Annotated in this window: 12 protein-coding genes; 6 read left to right on the top strand and 6 right to left on the bottom strand. The window is 58.0% G+C overall.

Going from position 1 to position 16,110, the window contains the following annotated elements:
- Window positions 1–6: 6 nt before the first annotated feature.
- The 5 genes from RBB76_RS09250 to prfA form a co-directional block, all read right to left on the bottom strand.
- Entirely contained in the window at window positions 7–357 is a 351-nt protein-coding gene (locus RBB76_RS09250) for a DUF4440 domain-containing protein (RefSeq protein ID WP_183981409.1), read from the bottom strand.
- Between the two features lie 79 nt (window positions 358–436).
- Window positions 437–1,291: a peptide chain release factor N(5)-glutamine methyltransferase gene (gene prmC, locus RBB76_RS09245; RefSeq protein WP_429627710.1), complete on the bottom strand. Its 855-nt coding sequence runs from the start codon at window positions 1,289–1,291 to the stop codon at window positions 437–439.
- A gap of 9 nt (window positions 1,292–1,300) precedes the next feature.
- A complete protein-coding gene (locus tag RBB76_RS09240; protein ID WP_429627711.1) occupies window positions 1,301–2,107 on the bottom strand; it encodes a hypothetical protein in 807 nt (268 codons plus the stop codon).
- Between the two features lie 36 nt (window positions 2,108–2,143).
- On the bottom strand, window positions 2,144–3,001 hold the full coding sequence (locus RBB76_RS09235) for a VOC family protein (protein ID WP_429627712.1): 858 nt from the start codon (window positions 2,999–3,001) through the stop codon (window positions 2,144–2,146).
- A gap of 95 nt (window positions 3,002–3,096) precedes the next feature.
- Window positions 3,097–4,173 (bottom strand): peptide chain release factor 1, encoded by a 1,077-nt coding sequence (prfA, locus tag RBB76_RS09230; RefSeq protein ID WP_429627713.1) that lies wholly within the window; start codon window positions 4,171–4,173, stop codon window positions 3,097–3,099.
- A 244-nt stretch (window positions 4,174–4,417) separates the two neighbouring features.
- Between prfA and RBB76_RS09225 the strand changes: the two genes are divergently transcribed.
- The 6 genes from RBB76_RS09225 to RBB76_RS09200 all read left to right on the top strand — a co-directional run bounded on the left by RBB76_RS09225 (window position 4,418) and on the right by RBB76_RS09200 (window position 14,103).
- Window positions 4,418–5,311: an alpha/beta fold hydrolase gene (locus RBB76_RS09225; RefSeq protein ID WP_429627714.1), complete on the top strand. Its 894-nt coding sequence runs from the start codon at window positions 4,418–4,420 to the stop codon at window positions 5,309–5,311.
- A 26-nt stretch (window positions 5,312–5,337) separates the two neighbouring features.
- Window positions 5,338–7,407, top strand: coding sequence for an ATP-dependent DNA ligase (locus tag RBB76_RS09220; RefSeq protein ID WP_429627715.1), 2,070 nt, complete (start codon window positions 5,338–5,340; stop codon window positions 7,405–7,407).
- 140 nt (window positions 7,408–7,547) lie between these two features.
- Window positions 7,548–9,119 carry a hypothetical protein gene (locus RBB76_RS09215; RefSeq protein ID WP_429627716.1) on the top strand — a complete coding sequence of 524 codons (1,572 nt, stop codon included), beginning with the start codon at window positions 7,548–7,550 and terminating at the stop codon, window positions 9,117–9,119.
- 65 nt (window positions 9,120–9,184) lie between these two features.
- Window positions 9,185–11,053: a beta-L-arabinofuranosidase domain-containing protein gene (locus RBB76_RS09210; RefSeq protein WP_429627717.1), complete on the top strand. Its 1,869-nt coding sequence runs from the start codon at window positions 9,185–9,187 to the stop codon at window positions 11,051–11,053.
- 88 nt (window positions 11,054–11,141) lie between these two features.
- Entirely contained in the window at window positions 11,142–12,176 is a 1,035-nt protein-coding gene (locus RBB76_RS09205) for an aldo/keto reductase (protein ID WP_429627718.1), read from the top strand.
- Between the two features lie 76 nt (window positions 12,177–12,252).
- Entirely contained in the window at window positions 12,253–14,103 is a 1,851-nt protein-coding gene (locus RBB76_RS09200) for a glycoside hydrolase family 35 protein (RefSeq protein WP_429627719.1), read from the top strand.
- Between the two features lie 72 nt (window positions 14,104–14,175).
- Here the strand turns inward: RBB76_RS09200 and RBB76_RS09195 are convergent, their stop codons facing one another.
- On the bottom strand, window positions 14,176–15,693 hold the full coding sequence (locus RBB76_RS09195) for an outer membrane beta-barrel protein (protein WP_429627721.1): 1,518 nt from the start codon (window positions 15,691–15,693) through the stop codon (window positions 14,176–14,178).
- Between the last annotated feature and the right edge of the window lie 417 nt (window positions 15,694–16,110).

Below are 16,110 nucleotides of genomic sequence, written 5' to 3'. Positions count from 1 at the left end.
AAACCATTAGCTGGCGATGGTGCCCTGGTGAAAGAGGAGCTGCCAGCGGTTGTCGCGGAAGGTCCATAGGGACGAGCGGTGGGAGACAGCGACGGAGGTGGTGGCGCGATAGGTAGCGAGGACGACGTTTTCTGCGGGTTGCGCGATGTAAAAGTGGTGGATGGTCGCGTGGCGAGGGCCGCTGGATAGTAAGACGTCGATGGTCTGCTGGCGGTTGAAGACGCGGCCTGAGGTGCAGAACTCTCTGTACTCGTCGGCGAAGAGCGGGATAAGGGCGGTACGGTCAGCTTCACGGTCTGGGTGGAGAAGACGCTCTTCGAGCGCGTAGAGGTGGTCTTGAAGTTCGGTCTTTTTCATGGAACTCGGGCTCCAACTGTTATACGAACGGCAGAGTTGAGGTGTTTCATTGTGACAGATTTTTGCGTTCCGGGTTGAATTAGTTGGGCTTGCGCGCCAAGACGACGCGTGGGATCTGCTGGAGATCGTTGACGAAAGAGACATCGTTCCAGCCGGCGAGCAGCTGGGTTAGGTGTTCACGCTGACCGTGTCCGATCTCGAGGGCGAGGAGGCCATTTGGTTTGAGTGCGCTCAAGGCCTGGGGGACGAGACGGCGGTAGATGTCGAGGCCGGTTTCGCCCGCGAAGAGTGCGGTGGCCGGCTCGTGCTCGCGGACCTGTGGGTGAAGGGTAGCGCGGTCGGATTCGGGGATGTACGGCGGGTTGCTGACTAAGGCGTCGAAGGTCTCTGTCTGGTTGTCGACCACGGCGAGGAGGTCGGATTCGAAGAAGTCGATGCGATTGGCTACGTTGTGTTCGCGGGCGTTGCTTGTGGCGACGGCGAGGGCTTCGGTGGAGAGGTCGAGGGCGGTGATCTGGGCGAGGGGAAGATGGACGGCAAGTGCGATGGCGATGGCGCCGGAGCCGGTGCCAATGTCGGCTAGCTTTAGGGGCTGGTTGGCGGGGAGCAGGGCGAGGACGGCTTCGACGAGGTGCTCGGTTTCGGGGCGCGGGATGAGGACGGCGGGAGAGACGTGCAGGCGGAGGCCGTAGAACTCCTGCTCGCCGGTGATGTACTGGATTGGCTCGAGTTGGAGGCGGCGGCTGATTGCGATTTGATAGAGAGCTTGCTGATCGGCGGAGAGGTCACGGTCGGGATAGGCGATGAGGGTGACGCGGGGAATCTGCAGGGTGTGGAGCAGTAGGAGTTCGGCGTCGCGGTGGGCGTGTTCGCTGAGATGTGGGTTGGCGGCCAGCTCTGCAGCGGCGTTAGTGATTGCCTGGCGGAGGGTCATGCTGGGCGGCTACCTTGACTGCGGCTGGGTGGAATCGGAGGTTGTGGGCAGGATGGTCGAGCTCGCCGCGAATCGATGATAGTTGCTGTACTTCGCGGTGAAGCGGAAGGCGCTTGTCTTTGGGGTTTCTGTGGTGAAGGCGGTGACGGTGGAGGGCAGCCAGAAGGATTTGCCGTTGAGGCTGACGGGGGCGAAGTCGACTGCGGCTGTACCGAGGACCGATTGATCTCGACCGATGGGATTCGGGACGGCGCGCTCGATGTGGACGACCTGCATTGAGGCGGAGTCGACGACGAATCTTCCGGTGGTGCCGGGCTGGATGGTGGAGCAGGCGGGTTGTTTTGCGGCGGCTTCGCGCGCGGTGAAGGTGAAGGACTCGGTACCGGGAGACGCAGGCGCAGACGGATCGGGACGATAGTCGAAGCACTCGCGGCGTTCGGCGGAGAGGAACTTGGCAAGTGCGCCGCTGAAGCCTCCGCTGAACGAGATGGGCATCTCTAATTTCTTACTTCTGGATGGATTGCCGTTGATTGATTTAACCTCGCGAGACTCTTCGAGGGTTTGGCCGGCTCGTGTGACGCGGAAGAGTGCGTCGATGGCGGTTTCGTGCTTTAGTTTTCCGCCGCGGAGTTCTTGTGAGGTGATGTGTTCGTCGCAGAGGAAGCTTGGGACTGTGGCTTTGTACTGTTCCGTGTTGGCTTCGACGTGCGAGAGAAGCTGATCTAACGTGGGGGCAGGAGCTTGCGACAGCGCCATTGCGAAGCAGCCGATGAGGCCAGCGGGAGATGTGCGTGCGATGGCTGAAGAGAGGCGCATGCGTGACTTTACGGTAGCAGAGGGAAGATGGTTCGCTTAGCGAGTTTCGAGGAGGAGGACGTTGCCGTCGGGATCGATGATGGTGAGGGTCGCGCCATTTTTGACGGCGAAGATGCCCTCCTTGTGGAGGTGGCGCGCGGCCTTGCCCAGGTTGCTCGATTCAAGGGTGATACGGGCGTGGGTGCCCGCGGTGGCGGGTAGAATCTCGATCTCCTGGCCGCTCTCGCCGGGCATGTGCATGGACATGGGATCGTTGGCGATGGGTTTGAAGTTGAGCTGGTTGATGTAGAAGTCGCGGGCGGAGGTGGGGTCGGCCATGGGGAGGGAGACGGCGACGAGTTTTTCGGCGATGCGGTCGGGGCCGAGGTGCTTGCCCTCGTCTTCGCGATGGAGCGAGCCGGGCAGGTACTGGGTGTACTCGATGATCTGCGGGCCGGAGGGCTGGGTGGGGCCGCCCATGATGAAGCGGAGATTGCCGTCGGCGGTTTTGAGGATGTCGGTGGGGGTGAGGCCGTGATTGAGGTAGTCGGTGTGGATGGCTTCAAGGTCGGCGCCTTCGAAGCATAGGCTCAGGAAACCGGTACTGGTATCCGCTGGGGCCGCGGCGTGGAGTTCGATGAACTGGGTGTCGTTGATCTTGATGAAGGATTCGTAGGGGATATTTTCTTTGCGGAGGTCGAAGGCTTGTTCGAAGCCGAGCTTCTCGTAGAAGTCGACGGAGGCGGCGAGATTTTTGACGCGAAGGGCTACGTGAGCGATGCCGTTGAAGGGTGGGGTTTTGGTATCAGGCTGCGCGCGTAGGAGGGGCGCGAGGAAGATTGAAACGAGAGCAAGGATGACGAGGCATATTACGGGGCGGGCAGAGCGAGAGCCGCTCCGGTGTTGCCTGATCATAGGTCGTTCCTTTGGAAGGCTGACCTGGATTCTTACAGTGAGGTGCAAAGGATACAGGTCAGTTGCCTCTTCGTTTGTTGCCGGCATAAAGCAGATCAGGCGGCCTCTGCTTCGGCTTTGAGTCTTTCCGCGGTGTAGTGCGCGATGAGTGCGTCGATCGTGGGCTGGATCTGACCCTCCATCACCATGGCGAGCTGATGGTTGGTGAGGCCGATGCGGTGATCGGTGAGGCGGTTCTGCGGAAAGTTGTAGGTGCGAATCTTCTCGCTGCGGTCGCCGGAGCCGATCTGCTGTTTGCGATCCTTCGCCTGGAGCTGGTGGATGCGCTCTGCTTCGACTTCGTAGAGGCGGGCGCGGAGGACGCGCATTCCCTTCTCACGGTTTTTGATCTGCGATTTTTCGTCCTGACAGCTGACGACGGTATTGGTCGGAATGTGCGTGATGCGCACGGCCGAGTAGGTGGTGTTGACGGATTGGCCGCCGGGTCCTGAGGAGCAGAAGGTGTCGATGCGCAGGTCTTTGGCTTCGATCTTGATGTCGACTTCTTCGGCCTCGGGCAGGACAGCGACTGTGATGGCAGACGTGTGGACCCGGCCCTGGGTTTCGGTCGCCGGAACGCGCTGCACCCGGTGGACGCCGGATTCGTACTTGAGCTGCGAGTAGACGTTCTCGCCTTCGATGATGGCGGTGATGTCCTTGAGGCCGTGGCCGATGCCGGACTCGGTCTGAGAGAGAATCTCGACCTTCCACTTGTGCTGTTCGGCGAAGCGCATGTACATGCGGAAGACTTCGGCGACGAAGAGCGCGGCTTCGTCGCCGCCGGTGCCAGCGCGGAGTTCGAGGATGACGTTCTTCTCGTCGTTAGGATCCTTCGGGAGGAGGAGAACCTTGAGCTGTTCCTCTACCGGCTCGAGGCGCGGCTCTAAGTCATCGAGCTCGGACTGGGCCATCTCCTTCACGTCCGGATCGGGATCGGTGAGCATAGCTTTGGCTTCGGCGATGCCGTCCCTGATCTTGCGGTACTCACGGAACTTCTCGACGGTGGGTTCCATGTCGCGGTGCTGCTTCGCGATGGCCTGGAACTTCTTCTGATCATTGACCAGAGTGGGGTCGGACATCTGCCTGCCGAGGTCTTCGTAACGGGCTTCGAGTTGGTCGAGGCGGTCGAACATAGCTACTCCATTGAGTGAGAGGTGATTTGGGGTATCGGTCGGGTAAAAGCCAGAGGAGGCGCAGCTAGGCAAAGTCGTGACGGTCGGGAGACTCGGTCACGCGGGGGGTAAACACCGGATTTGCGGCTGCGTTCATGTCTATTTAGATGTTACTCCTTGTGCGGAGGGTGCAGCTAGCCTCTTTTTGGCATCTTTACTGGACAGGGAATCGGTTGATTTCAAATGGGAACCGACAGTGAGAGTGATGAGGAAGATTCGGACTGAGTTACTGGAGATTGCTTTCGAGGAGGGCGGTCCTAAAGACGGCCCGGCGGTGATGATCTTGCATGGGTGGCCTGACGCACCTTGCGGTTGGGATTCCATCGTATCGAGGCTGCAGGCGGAGGGTTGGCGGACGGTGATTCCCTATCTGCGGGGCTCAGGGCCGACCAGATTTTTGTCCGAAGAGACGCCGCGGGTTGGCTCTGGCGTTGCTTTGGCGCAGGATGCGATCGATCTGGCCGATGGGCTGGGGCTTGGCCGGTTTTCCGTCGTAGGCCATGACTGGGGTGCCAGGGCGGCGTACACGTTAGCGGCACTTTTTCCGGATCGGATTTCTTCGGTATCTGCTTTGGCGCTTGGATATCAGCCGGGAGGTGGATTCAAAGTGCCCTCCTTCGAGCAGTCCAGGAAATTCTGGTACCAGTGGTTTATGTGTGTGGACGGTGGGGCGGAAAAGGTGCGAGAAGATCCGGTCGGTTTTGCGCGAATCCAGTGGGAGACGTGGAGTCCGGAGGGTTGGTTTGATGAAGCCGAGTTTGCGAGTGCCGCTGAGAGCTTTTCGAATCCCGACTGGGTCTCGATTACCTTGAATGCTTATCGCGCGCGCTGGCGGGACGGGGAGGTGAGGGACTCGCGGTATGACGACGAACAACGAAGATTGGAAACAGTGGAGCTTATATCGGCGCCGGCGCTGATGATCCAGGGGGTGGACGACCGGTGTGATCCTCCGAGCGAATCGGAGGGGTTGGAGAGATATTTCACGGGGGGCTATCGTCGCGTGTTGCTGGAGGAAGTAGGCCATTTTCCTCATAGAGAGGCGACGGATCTTGTGGCGGATTTAGTTGTGAATCATCTGCGGGGGAAAGCATCACGGTGAAGGCGGCCGTGTGAGGAGTTGGAGTTATGGCACTGTTTGCAGCGCTTGCAGAGCTGGCGGAAGGTTTGGCGAAGGAGGCCGGCAAGCTGAAGAAGCGTGCGGCGATTGCGGAAGCCATCGCTGCAGTGCATGCATCTGCGCCGCAGAGCGAAGATGCTGGGCTTTTTGCGCTTTATGTTGCTGGTACTCCATTCGCAGAGGCGGATTCGCGGAAGCTGAATGCAGGTGGAGCACTGTTGTCGAAGGCTTTGTTGGCGGTGAGCGGGGCGAGCAATGAGGCTTTGACTGCGGCATACAGGCGGCATGGAGACATGGGTGCTGCGGCTTTCGATCTGCTGATTGCGGCTGCCAATGAACAGACGCCGAAGCTGACGTTGGCTGGGGTGTCGGAGGCATTTGCGCGGATGGCAGTGGCGAAGACGACGGCGATTCGAGCTGCGTTGGTCGAGGGTCTGTTGCGGCGCGCGACTCCTCTGGAGGCTAAGTACCTGCTGAAGTTGATGCTTGGGGATATGAGGATTGGGGTGAAGCAGAGCCTGGTGGAGGAGGCGATCGCTGCAGCGGCTGGCGCTACGGTGGAGACTGTGCGACGCGCGGTGATGTTGGAGGCGGATCTAAGTGGCGCAACGGAAAGGGCTTTCGCCGGGACGTTGAATGAGGCGAGGATGCGGCTGTTTCATCCACTCGGGTTTATGCTCGCATCGCCGGTAGAGACGCCGGAGGAGGCAGTGGAACGGTTTACGGAAAAGCCGGTGAAGGTGCCGGTGGCGAAGATCAAGAAGCCGGGCAAGAGCAAGAAGGCCGAGGAGGCGCTGCGTCGAGCGATGAAGCTCGCTCCTGACCGCGAGGCTGAAGTTGCGGTTGCTGTGGAGGCCGACTGTGACGTGGGGGAAGAGGTTGTCGTGCCGGAAAGTCTCGACATCGACGTCGAAGAGTTTGCCGATGCTGCGCCTGCAGATGTGATTGCGCGAGATTCTGCCATGGATTCTGACGAGCCGAGGTCCAATGCCCTGGAGGTGAAGGGGGTCGAGGCATTCCTAGAGGACAAGTACGACGGAATGCGGGCGCAGGTGCACTGCGGAGATCCAGCACAGCCAAGGCGGGTGGCGATCTACTCACGTAATAAGGAGGACGTAACCGAGAGCTTTCCTGAGTTGGAAGAGGCGTTTGCTCGGATTCGGCCGGCGTCAGATGAATCCGTAAGTTCGTTGATCTTTGATGGCGAGATTCTGGGTTGGGACTTTGAACATGGGCGCGCGCTGCCGTTCGCGGTGTTGGGACAGAGGATCGGGCGGAAGCGCGTGTCGAACGAATGGCGTCAGCAGGTGCCGGTTGTGTTTATGGCGTTCGACCTGATGTGCGCCGGAGGCGAATTGCTGTTGGAGTTGCCGCTTCGGGAGCGGCGCAATCGGTTGGAGGCGGTGGTGGAGAGCCTGGTCGAGCGAGTGGTGTCGCCGCTGATGGTGGATGAGCGAGCACGGGGTTCGCAAGTGGTATTGTTTGCAGGCGAAGAAGGCCCATGCGTGGAGAGGCTGATGATTTCGCCATCGCGGCTGGTGGAGTCTGCCGAGGACATCGAGCGGGCCTATGCCGATGCGCGGGCGCGGGCGAATGAGGGAGTGATGTTGAAGGCGGCGGGGTCAGTCTATCAGCCTGGACGGCGTGGTCTTGCGTGGGTGAAGTTGAAGCGCGAGTTGGCGACGCTCGATGTGGTGGTGACGGGAGCGGAGTTCGGACACGGGCGACGCGCTGGAATTTTGAGCGACTATACGTTTGCGGTGCGCGGTGCCAACGGTGAGTTGCTCAATGTGGGTAAGGCCTACTCGGGTTTGACCGATATCGAGATCGGCGAGATGAGCACGTGGATGATGGAGCATACGCTCGAAGACCAGGGGTTCTTTCGGACGGTCGAACCGCTAATGGTGCTGGAGGTGGCGTTCAACAACATCATGCGCAGCGGGCGTCATGCGAGCGGCTTTGCGTTGCGCTTTCCACGGATTTTGAAGATCAGGACGGACAAACCGGTAAGCGAAATCGATACGGTCGAACGGGTGGAAGAGGTGTATCAATCGCAGGTGGACAAGCCGGTGGAGTGATCGAAAGTTGTAGACGAACAGACATAAGCTATATTTTTCAGTCCTCGCTCGATCGCAACGCAGCAAACCCCCATTTACTTGTTGATCTTGCACGATGCGCCCTGCTAGAGTGCGTTCAATCTTCTCTTGTCGAGGGAAAGATGATCGAACTGGGCCACGCACCACGCAGAAGTACGGGATTTTTGGTCATACTAGCCAGCTTCATCGCGCTTGATCTTCTGTCGTGGCCGATCTTCTTTTCTTACTATCTTTTTGTTTTTGCCGATAGAAGCAACTTTCTTAACCTCGACTACCTGCTGGATCAACACCTTCGCCTGGGAGTTGATACTTATTATCAGTACGGGCTGATTCCGGTCTTTCTCCAACATGTTCTGTTTTCTTTATTCGGAGGTGGCTACTGGCCGCTGATTGGTTGCACTATCGCTGTGCTGATCCTGATGGCAATGTTCTGGGCTCGTATTGTCTGGTGGGTCTCCAATCGATGGCTTTCTATCGTGGCCGTCATCGCGATCAGTCCTCTTCTCTTGATAGTCAACCCGAACCTCCCTTATTCGCTGGTCCAGCTCTCGATGTTGTTTGCGTTGCTCTTTCTTGTGGAGGGACGGTCGGACATCGCATTGGCTGTAGCGGCGATTGGCACTTTCTGTGTTCCGTCGCTGCCGTTGCTTCTGACTGGCCTCTTGGCGATCTACGCAGTGGCGGAGTGGTGGGTCAATAGTGAGCGATCGATCTCGCTGCTGGCCCGAAAGCTCGCTCCTGGCGTACTGACCTATGTTTTGCTCGTAGTCGGCTTGAGTCTGTTCTTCGGGGTCCGATCAGTCCTCGCGACTGCGCTGCCGCTCCTCGGTACGAAGGTCTACTATGGCGAGGGAAAGTTTGACTACGATGATCTGATCACCTTTCTGCACCCCCGAGGCCATAGCTCGCTGTACTACGTGGGGTACTACGTTGTCACGCCGGCGACATGGTGGATGCTCAGTACAGTCGGCCTGGTGATTCTTGCAGTTTTTGCGTTGATGGCGATGATCCGCCGCGGAAGAGTGGATCCCAAATACGCAGCCGTGATCATCTGTGCGATTGTGCAGATCTTTTTTGCTGTCTTCGCTTACAGGGGGGATGGACAGCATACGATTTACGATCCGATTACTGCAGCCGGCATGCTTCTGGGGTTGTGGCTCGTGCCCGCTCCGCGATGGCGGAGTTCTCTTCTGATTCTCTTTACCCTGATTGGAGTGGGTGCTCAGGCCGCTCAGGCTCGGCAGACTTTATGGGCGTGGCAGAATACTCACCCGTCTGCGCTCACTGCGAATCTTTACGCCGAACCGGAGTACGCTCCGCAGCTGGCGCATATTTTGAAGATTGCGGAGACGCAGAAGGTTCTCATGATGTCGAACGCGACGGGAGTGCATCACTATTACCCTAGCCTTCGTTCCGCCGACACCTGGTTCCTAGTTGATACGCAGATGTTTCCTGCAGATCATGCACGGGTGCTGGCTAACATACGAGACGCTGATGTGGTGGTTGAGGACACGGCTCACGTCCCATACTTCACGGACCGCGATCCCGAGATTCAGAGCCAGCTTCGCTCCATGTGCCTGACAGAGGTGACGAGGGACTTTCAAATATGGTGGCGGCATCCACCCAGTTCGGTTGAGTGCAAGATCAACCAGCGTAAGACGGCAAGCATTCTCTCGGCTACCGCGAAAAAATAGCTCCGCCAGCGCTCTAATGAGAATGTGTGCTGACAGAACGATCGCCATAGGCGGAGAATGCAGGTGTGAGCACTGGGATAAACAGACGAGAGTTATTGCAAGGCGCCGCTGCTGTGGTCGCAGGTGGGGCAATGCAGCGGGTCGGGTTCGCTGCGGCGGTTGCGCGACCACTTGAAGAGGTGGGTTATGGACAGGTGACGCTTAAGAGCCCGCTGCATCTCGCTCAAATGGAGAACGTGCGTACAGTGCTGATGGGGCTTAGCGACAATAGTTTGTTGATGCCCTTTCGAAAGATGGTGGGGCAGGATGCGCCGGGCGAGGATCTTGGCGGATGGTATCAATATCAGGCGGACTACAACTACAGAAGGGATGACGCGGGGCTGGCTCCAAGCGCGACATTTGGACAGTGGGTTTCAGCCCTGTCGCGGATGTATGCGATCAGTGGCGATCAGGAGCTGCGGGAACGCGCTGTGCGGTTGAACAGGCTGTACGCGCAGACGATTGCAACGGAATACTACGCAAACAACCGCTTTCCGGCGTACTGCTTCGACAAACTCGTGTGCGGACTTATGGATGCGCACAGGCTTGCCGGGGATAGCGATGCGCTGGAAATTCTCGAACGTACGCGAAAGGCCGCCCTGCCGGAGTTGCCGGGGCATGCCGTGGATCGGGAGGTGGTCTGGCGAGAGGGTAAGGATGCGTCCTGGACGTGGGACGAGAGCTATACGATGCCCGAAAATTTGTATCTTGTATCGGCACAAATGGGACCGGAGGGAGCTGCCTATCGCGAGATGGCAGAGCGTTATCTGGATGACACGACCTATTTCGATCCGCTTGCCCGCGGGGAGAATGTGTTGGGCGGCAAGCACGCCTATAGCTATGTGAATGCGTTGTGTTCGGCGATGCAGGCATACATGGTTGGGGGGAGCGAAAAGCATCTGCAGGCGGCGAAGAACGGCTTCGACATGTTGCTTGCCCAGAGTTTTGTGACCGGAGGATGGGGGCCGGATGAGCTGCTGCAGGCGCCGGGATCGGGTAAGGTCCACGCGAGCCTTGCGCGAAGTCACAATAGCTTCGAAACACCGTGCGGCAGTTACGCCCATATGAAGTTGACCCGGTATCTGCTGCGATGCACGCGAGATGGACGCTGCGGTGACAGCATGGAACGGGTGATGTACAACACTGTTCTGGGAGCTATGCCGTTGCAGCCGGATGGACATGCTTTCTACTATTCGGACTATCACTCATGCCCCGCAGCAAATGCTGGGTCAGACTCGGCGAAGGGAGCGTTGGGAGCGGCAGGAAAACGAGTTTATTCGACTCATCGGTGGCCGTGTTGTTCGGGGACGCTGCCGCAGGTTGTTGCGGACTATTGGATCAACGGGTACTTTCACGAGCCGGGAGCCGTGTGGGTGAATCTTTACCTGCCTTCTGTTTTGCGGTGGAGCGAGGGCGAGACAAAGGTTGAGATGGAGTTGGAGGGCACTTACCCGGAGACGCCGGAGGTGCGGCTGCGGATGAAGGCGTCGCATACGGTCTCCTTCGCGCTGAAGCTGCGGATTCCTGCGTGGGCGGAGGGGGCTTCGCTGGAGGTGAATGGAAAGCCTGTCAGGTTGGCCGTGGTGGCGGGATTTGCGACGGTGCGAAGGAAGTGGCGGACGGGCGATACGGTGGAGCTGCAACTGCCGATGAAGCCGCGGTTCGAGGTGTTGGACGAGGCGCGTCCCGACACGGTCGGGGTGCTGTTTGGACCGAGAGTTTTGTTTGCGCTCGCTTCGGAGCCGGTGGTTGCGAGCAAAGCGCATGTGCTGGAGATACAACGGGCGGGCAGCGGCGAGTGGACGTTGCAAAGTGCGAATGGGCCGGTAAAGATGGTGCCATTTACCTCGGTCGGGGACGAGCCCTATCTCACCTATATTCAAATGGCTGGCTGAAGGATCAGAGACGATGTCGATCGCCACGCGGAGCAAGAGATCACTAAAAATTTACAGCGGAGCTATGGCCCGCTGCATCTGAATTTCCATGGAATACAGACAGCTTGGTAAATCGGGTTTGAAGGTGCCGGAGCTTTGCTTCGGTGCAGGGACGTTCGGCGCAGCCAATGAGTTTTTTAAAGCCTGGTCGGAGACGACGCAGGAGGAAGCCGACCGGATCGTCGACATCTGCATGGACGCAGGAATGAACTTGTTCGATACTGCGGACATTTATTCGGACGGAGAGAGCGAGAAGGCGCTTGGAAAGGCGCTTGCGAAACACAAAAGGCGCGACGTGATGATCTCGACGAAGGCAACCTTTCGGTTTGGCAAAGGGCCTAACGACGTAGGGTCGTCGCGTTATCACCTGATTCAGTCAGCGGAACGCTCGCTGAAGCGGCTCGGCACCGACTATATCGACATTTATCATCTGCATGCGTTCGACGCGACCTCGCCGGTGGAAGAGACGCTACGCGCTCTCGACGACCTGGTGCGTGACGGCAAGATTCGTTACATTGCGTGTTCGAATTTTTCAGGGTGGCATTTGATGAAGTCGTTGAGCGTCAGCGAGCGTTATGGTTGGTCTCGGTATGTTGGCCATCAGGTGTATTACTCGCTGGTGGGCCGCGACTACGAGTGGGAGTTGATGCCGCTGGCGGCTGATCAAGGTGTGGGCGCACTGGTATGGTCGCCGCTCGGGTGGGGACGATTGACTGGCAAGATCCGTCGCGAAACAGGCATTCCCAAAGACAGCCGATTGAACTCGAAGATCGTGAACGATGCGGGGCCGCAGGTTCCGGAAGAGTATCTGTATACCGTGATCGACGCCATCGATGAGATTGCGAAAGAGACCGGCAAGACGGTGCCACAGATCGCGCTGAACTGGCTGTTGCGGAGGCCGACAGTTTCAACTTTGATTGTTGGCGCGAGAAACGAAGAGCAGTTGAAGCAAAACCTCGGGGCCATCGGCTGGGAACTCACAAAAGAGCAGGTTGCTCGGCTGGATAAGGCCAGTGATTTGCCGAAGGCTTATCCATACTGGCACCAGGTGCAGTTCAGCGAGCGAAATCCGTTTCCGGTATAAGCGTAAAATTGGCGATGATTTCGAGGCCCGCGGAGTACTGCGGGCCTCCGCCCATTTTTGCAGGTGTGAGGTTTGAGTGCGATCTCGAGTTCCCGTTTTGTTGTTGGCCGTTCTTCTGCTTGGCGCTATTGGATTTGCACAGGCTCCCAAGTCGCATCGATTCACGGTCGAAGGCGACCACTTTGCGCTCGATGGCAAACCGTTTCAAGTCATCTCGGGAGAGATGCACTATCCACGAATTCCGCGAGCGGATTGGCGCCAGCGATTCCGAATGGCGAAAGCGATGGGGTTGAGCACAATCACCACGTACGTCTTCTGGAACGTGCATGAACCGAAGCCGGGGGTATACGACTTTTCGGGGAACAATGATGTCGCAGAGTTTGTGCGCGAGGCTCAGCAGGAAGGTCTCTATGTAATTCTTCGGCCAGGCCCGTACGTGTGCGCGGAGTGGGAGTTTGGCGGGTATCCGTCGTGGCTGCTGAAAGATCATGCGACCGTCGTTCGTACGAGAGATCCAAAGTTCATGGTGCCTGCTGCGCGATGGATAGAACGATTGGGCAAGGAACTGGCTCCGCTACAGGTCGGCAATGGCGGCCCGATCATTTTGACGCAGGTGGAGAACGAATACGGCTCGTTCGGTAATGATCATGCCTACATGGAGCAGATTCACAAGGCTCTGGTTGATGCAGGATTCACTCAGTCGCAGCTCTACACCGCAGATGGTCCGGACAAAGTGCGGGACGGCTCGCTGCCGGAGCTTCCTGTCGGAATTAATTTTGGCGGAGAGGAAGATGGTGCGGCGGAGCGGGCGTTTGCGAAGCTGAAAGAGGTCCGTCCCAATGGGCCGTTTATAAACAGCGAGTATTGGGCTGGCTGGTTTGATCATTGGGGTGCGGACCACGCGAAGACGCATACCGACAAACAGGCGGATAATCTGCGATGGATGCTGGCTCATGGCTACTCTGTGAGCTTTTACATGTTCCACGGCGGCACAAGCTTCGGAGGCATGAACGGAGCCAACGGAGATGTTGCTGGTAGTTATGAACCGGATGTCACCAGCTACGACTACGACGCTGCTCTTGACGAGGGCGGACGGCCAACACCGAAGTACTTCGTCTTTCGCGACATCATCGCAAAATCCACTGGCGTGACTCCGCCACCGGTGCCTGAGGTTGCGGCGGCAGTTCGAACCCCGGAAGCGAAAATGGTTGAGGCTGCTTCGTTGTGGAAGAACCTGCCTGCGCCAATTCGATCGGAACATCCTTTGAGTATGGAGGATGTTGACCAGGCCTATGGCTACATTCTGTATCGCACCACGTTGAAGGGGGCGTCGCAGGGGGAGCTTGTTTTGGATGAGCTTCACAGCTATGCGCAGGTCTATCTGGATGGCAAATTGATCGGAACGCTGGATCGGCGATTGAAGCAGGATCGTCTGACGCTCCCTGCAATCGGCAGTGATGCGCGTCTGGACATTCTGGTGGAGAACACAGGCCGCATCAACTTCGGCAAAGCTATCGGCGGTGAGCGTGCCGGTATTACGAAGCGGGTGACCCTGAACGGCAACGAGCTGACAGGTTGGGAGATGTATCCGTTGCCCATGAACGACATGACGGGTCTGAAGTTCTCACAGGAGCCGTGCGATGGGGCCTGTTTCTATCGCGCCAGCTTCGATCTCAACACTGTGGGTGATACCTTCCTCGACACAAGTGAGTTCGCGAAGGGCGAACTTTGGTTGAACGGCCATGCCCTTGGCCGCATCTGGAATGTTGGTCCGCAGAAGACGCTTTATGCTCCGGCTCCGTGGATGGTGAAGGGACGCAATGAAGTGATTGTGTTCGATCTGCAGGGGAAGATGGGCGCGGCTGTTCGCGGCTTGGACAAGCCTGTGCTGGGATCACCAACCAAAGAGTCGCCCGTCGCGCAATAAATTGCTAAACAGACAAGAGAGCCTCAGGCGGGTTTGCCTAAGGCTCTCGTAGACTGCATGATGTGGCGGAGATTAGAACTTCACCAACAGGGCACCTGTTATTCGGTTCTCGCTGTTGCGAAGGTCCGGACTCCAGCCAGGGACAACGGACCCAGGGGCTCCGGTGTTTCCGCCAGGCGGCGTTACTCCTCCGGGTCCCGCGAAGTAAGGCACGTTCGCCGCACGATGGTTATATTCAAGCCGATAGGTGAAGTACTGGCTCGGCATGTAGTCTGCCGTAACCGAGGTGTCCCACGCCTTGAACTTATCGCCGGGATTCTCCGTGAAATATGGTGTGCCCGAAGCCGCCGTCGCTCCATTGATCGGTGGTAGCAGGACCAGGTAACGGCCTGGGTTGTTGATGCGTCCTCCGCCAAGTGTCAGGCCAAAACGATCACGATCGAACCAAAGGCGATCGTAGGCCATGAAGCCGAGAAAGCTCTGCTTTGGCCCAGTCTTCCCGTTGCCAAAGCAGCTCACGCCGCCGCCGCTCTCACAACCAGCGTCACCGGTCAGAGTTGCGGCTGCCTTGCTGATGAAGGAGTCGTGCCGCTCATAGTACTTGTACTGAACACTATCGTCGGTGTGGTAGCGGGTCCGCGACGCTATGCCCAGCGCATCTTCTCCAAAACCGTACTGGTTGCCGACGATCGACCAATTCCCGTTTGGCCGATAAAGGATCGATCCGCCCAGTCCGGGCCTGTTATTGAAACGGCCGTAGGACTGCCAGCCGTTAATGAACCAGGGTTCGATCTTCAGCTTGGCAGTGGGGAACCATTGCACGCGCACGCCGTTGAAGAACCAGGGCGTGTTTGAAGACACATAGGACGGCTGATAGGCCCAGTTATCGAACTGGTAAAACGAAAACAAGCCAATGTAGGAGAGGAAGATGCCGGCATCTACGTTGAGGCCATGTTGCACGTTGAAGTGGTAGCCGGCGTTTGCCTCACCTACATAGCGATAGGCGTCTGCGAGGTCCCATTGGCCGCGCGCAGGGCTGGCATCGTTGCGCGGCGTAGCTGTGGCATAAAGACCGATCTGGGTCAAAACGCGGGCCCGTACATTGTCCCAGTGGAAATCGCCGCCGATTCCAAGGTCCGTGAGTGTCACCTCACTGGACCGGAAGACTTCGCTCGATCCGACAATGGTGTCGTCCTGCGGATGGCGGAAGTCGTAGGTGTAGCTCACATCGGATCGAATCTCCGGGGTAAAGAATTTGGTCGCATACGGAGTATCCTTGGTGCGCGCGTTGCCGGTGAGCCAGGTGAAGTCGGCAAAGGCGAATGGCTCCGAGTGCGGGTTGTTGGGATCGGTGACCTCCGGTTCCGCTTCTGTCATGACGGAAGAAGAGGCAGAAGCCTTGGCTGTCGTGACGTGATGAGTCTCGGGCTCAATGGCATTGGCCTGCTTGAGCTCCGTGAGCTGCTTCTGGATCTCTTCCAGCTGATCCTGTAGTTGTTGAATCTTCCGGTCTTGAGCTGTTTGATGGTCTGGAGTGACCTGGGTGTTCTCTACGGCTGTCTGTAGATTCGGCCCTGGTGCCTGAGCCACAAGGTTTCCTCCAAAAAGCGTCAGCCCTGCCGCAAAGCTGAACGCTGTCAGACAAAATCGCTGACCACGTGATATTTTTCTGTTTTTCACTGCTGCCTCTCCAATCCTTACAGCCGCGGCGGCCAATTTAAGAACCTACCGAGGCTACTGGACACTGATATCCAGAGCGTAGTGAGCTGACCATAATGAGTTCGTCATTAAGTCGTAACGAATCCATAAAGGCCTGCTGAGACGGGGGGGCACGAGAGTGTGCATCAGCTTAGATGCGTTCCTCCCGTGAGCTGGGTGGAATCGAGGGGATGGCGCCCAGACATTCGTAGGCAGGGGCCGGATTGAGGCTAAAGCTTGTGGATATGGTCCGGGAATCACTGCCGGGACGAGCCGGAGTTCCGGCGTGCTTCCATGGTGCAAGTGCAC

The organism is Tunturiibacter psychrotolerans (genome assembly GCF_051013365.1).
Lineage (GTDB): Bacteria > Acidobacteriota > Terriglobia > Terriglobales > Acidobacteriaceae > Edaphobacter > Edaphobacter psychrotolerans_A.
The sequence above is the reverse complement of the archived record's forward strand: the minus strand, read 5'-3'. Positions and strand labels throughout refer to the sequence as shown.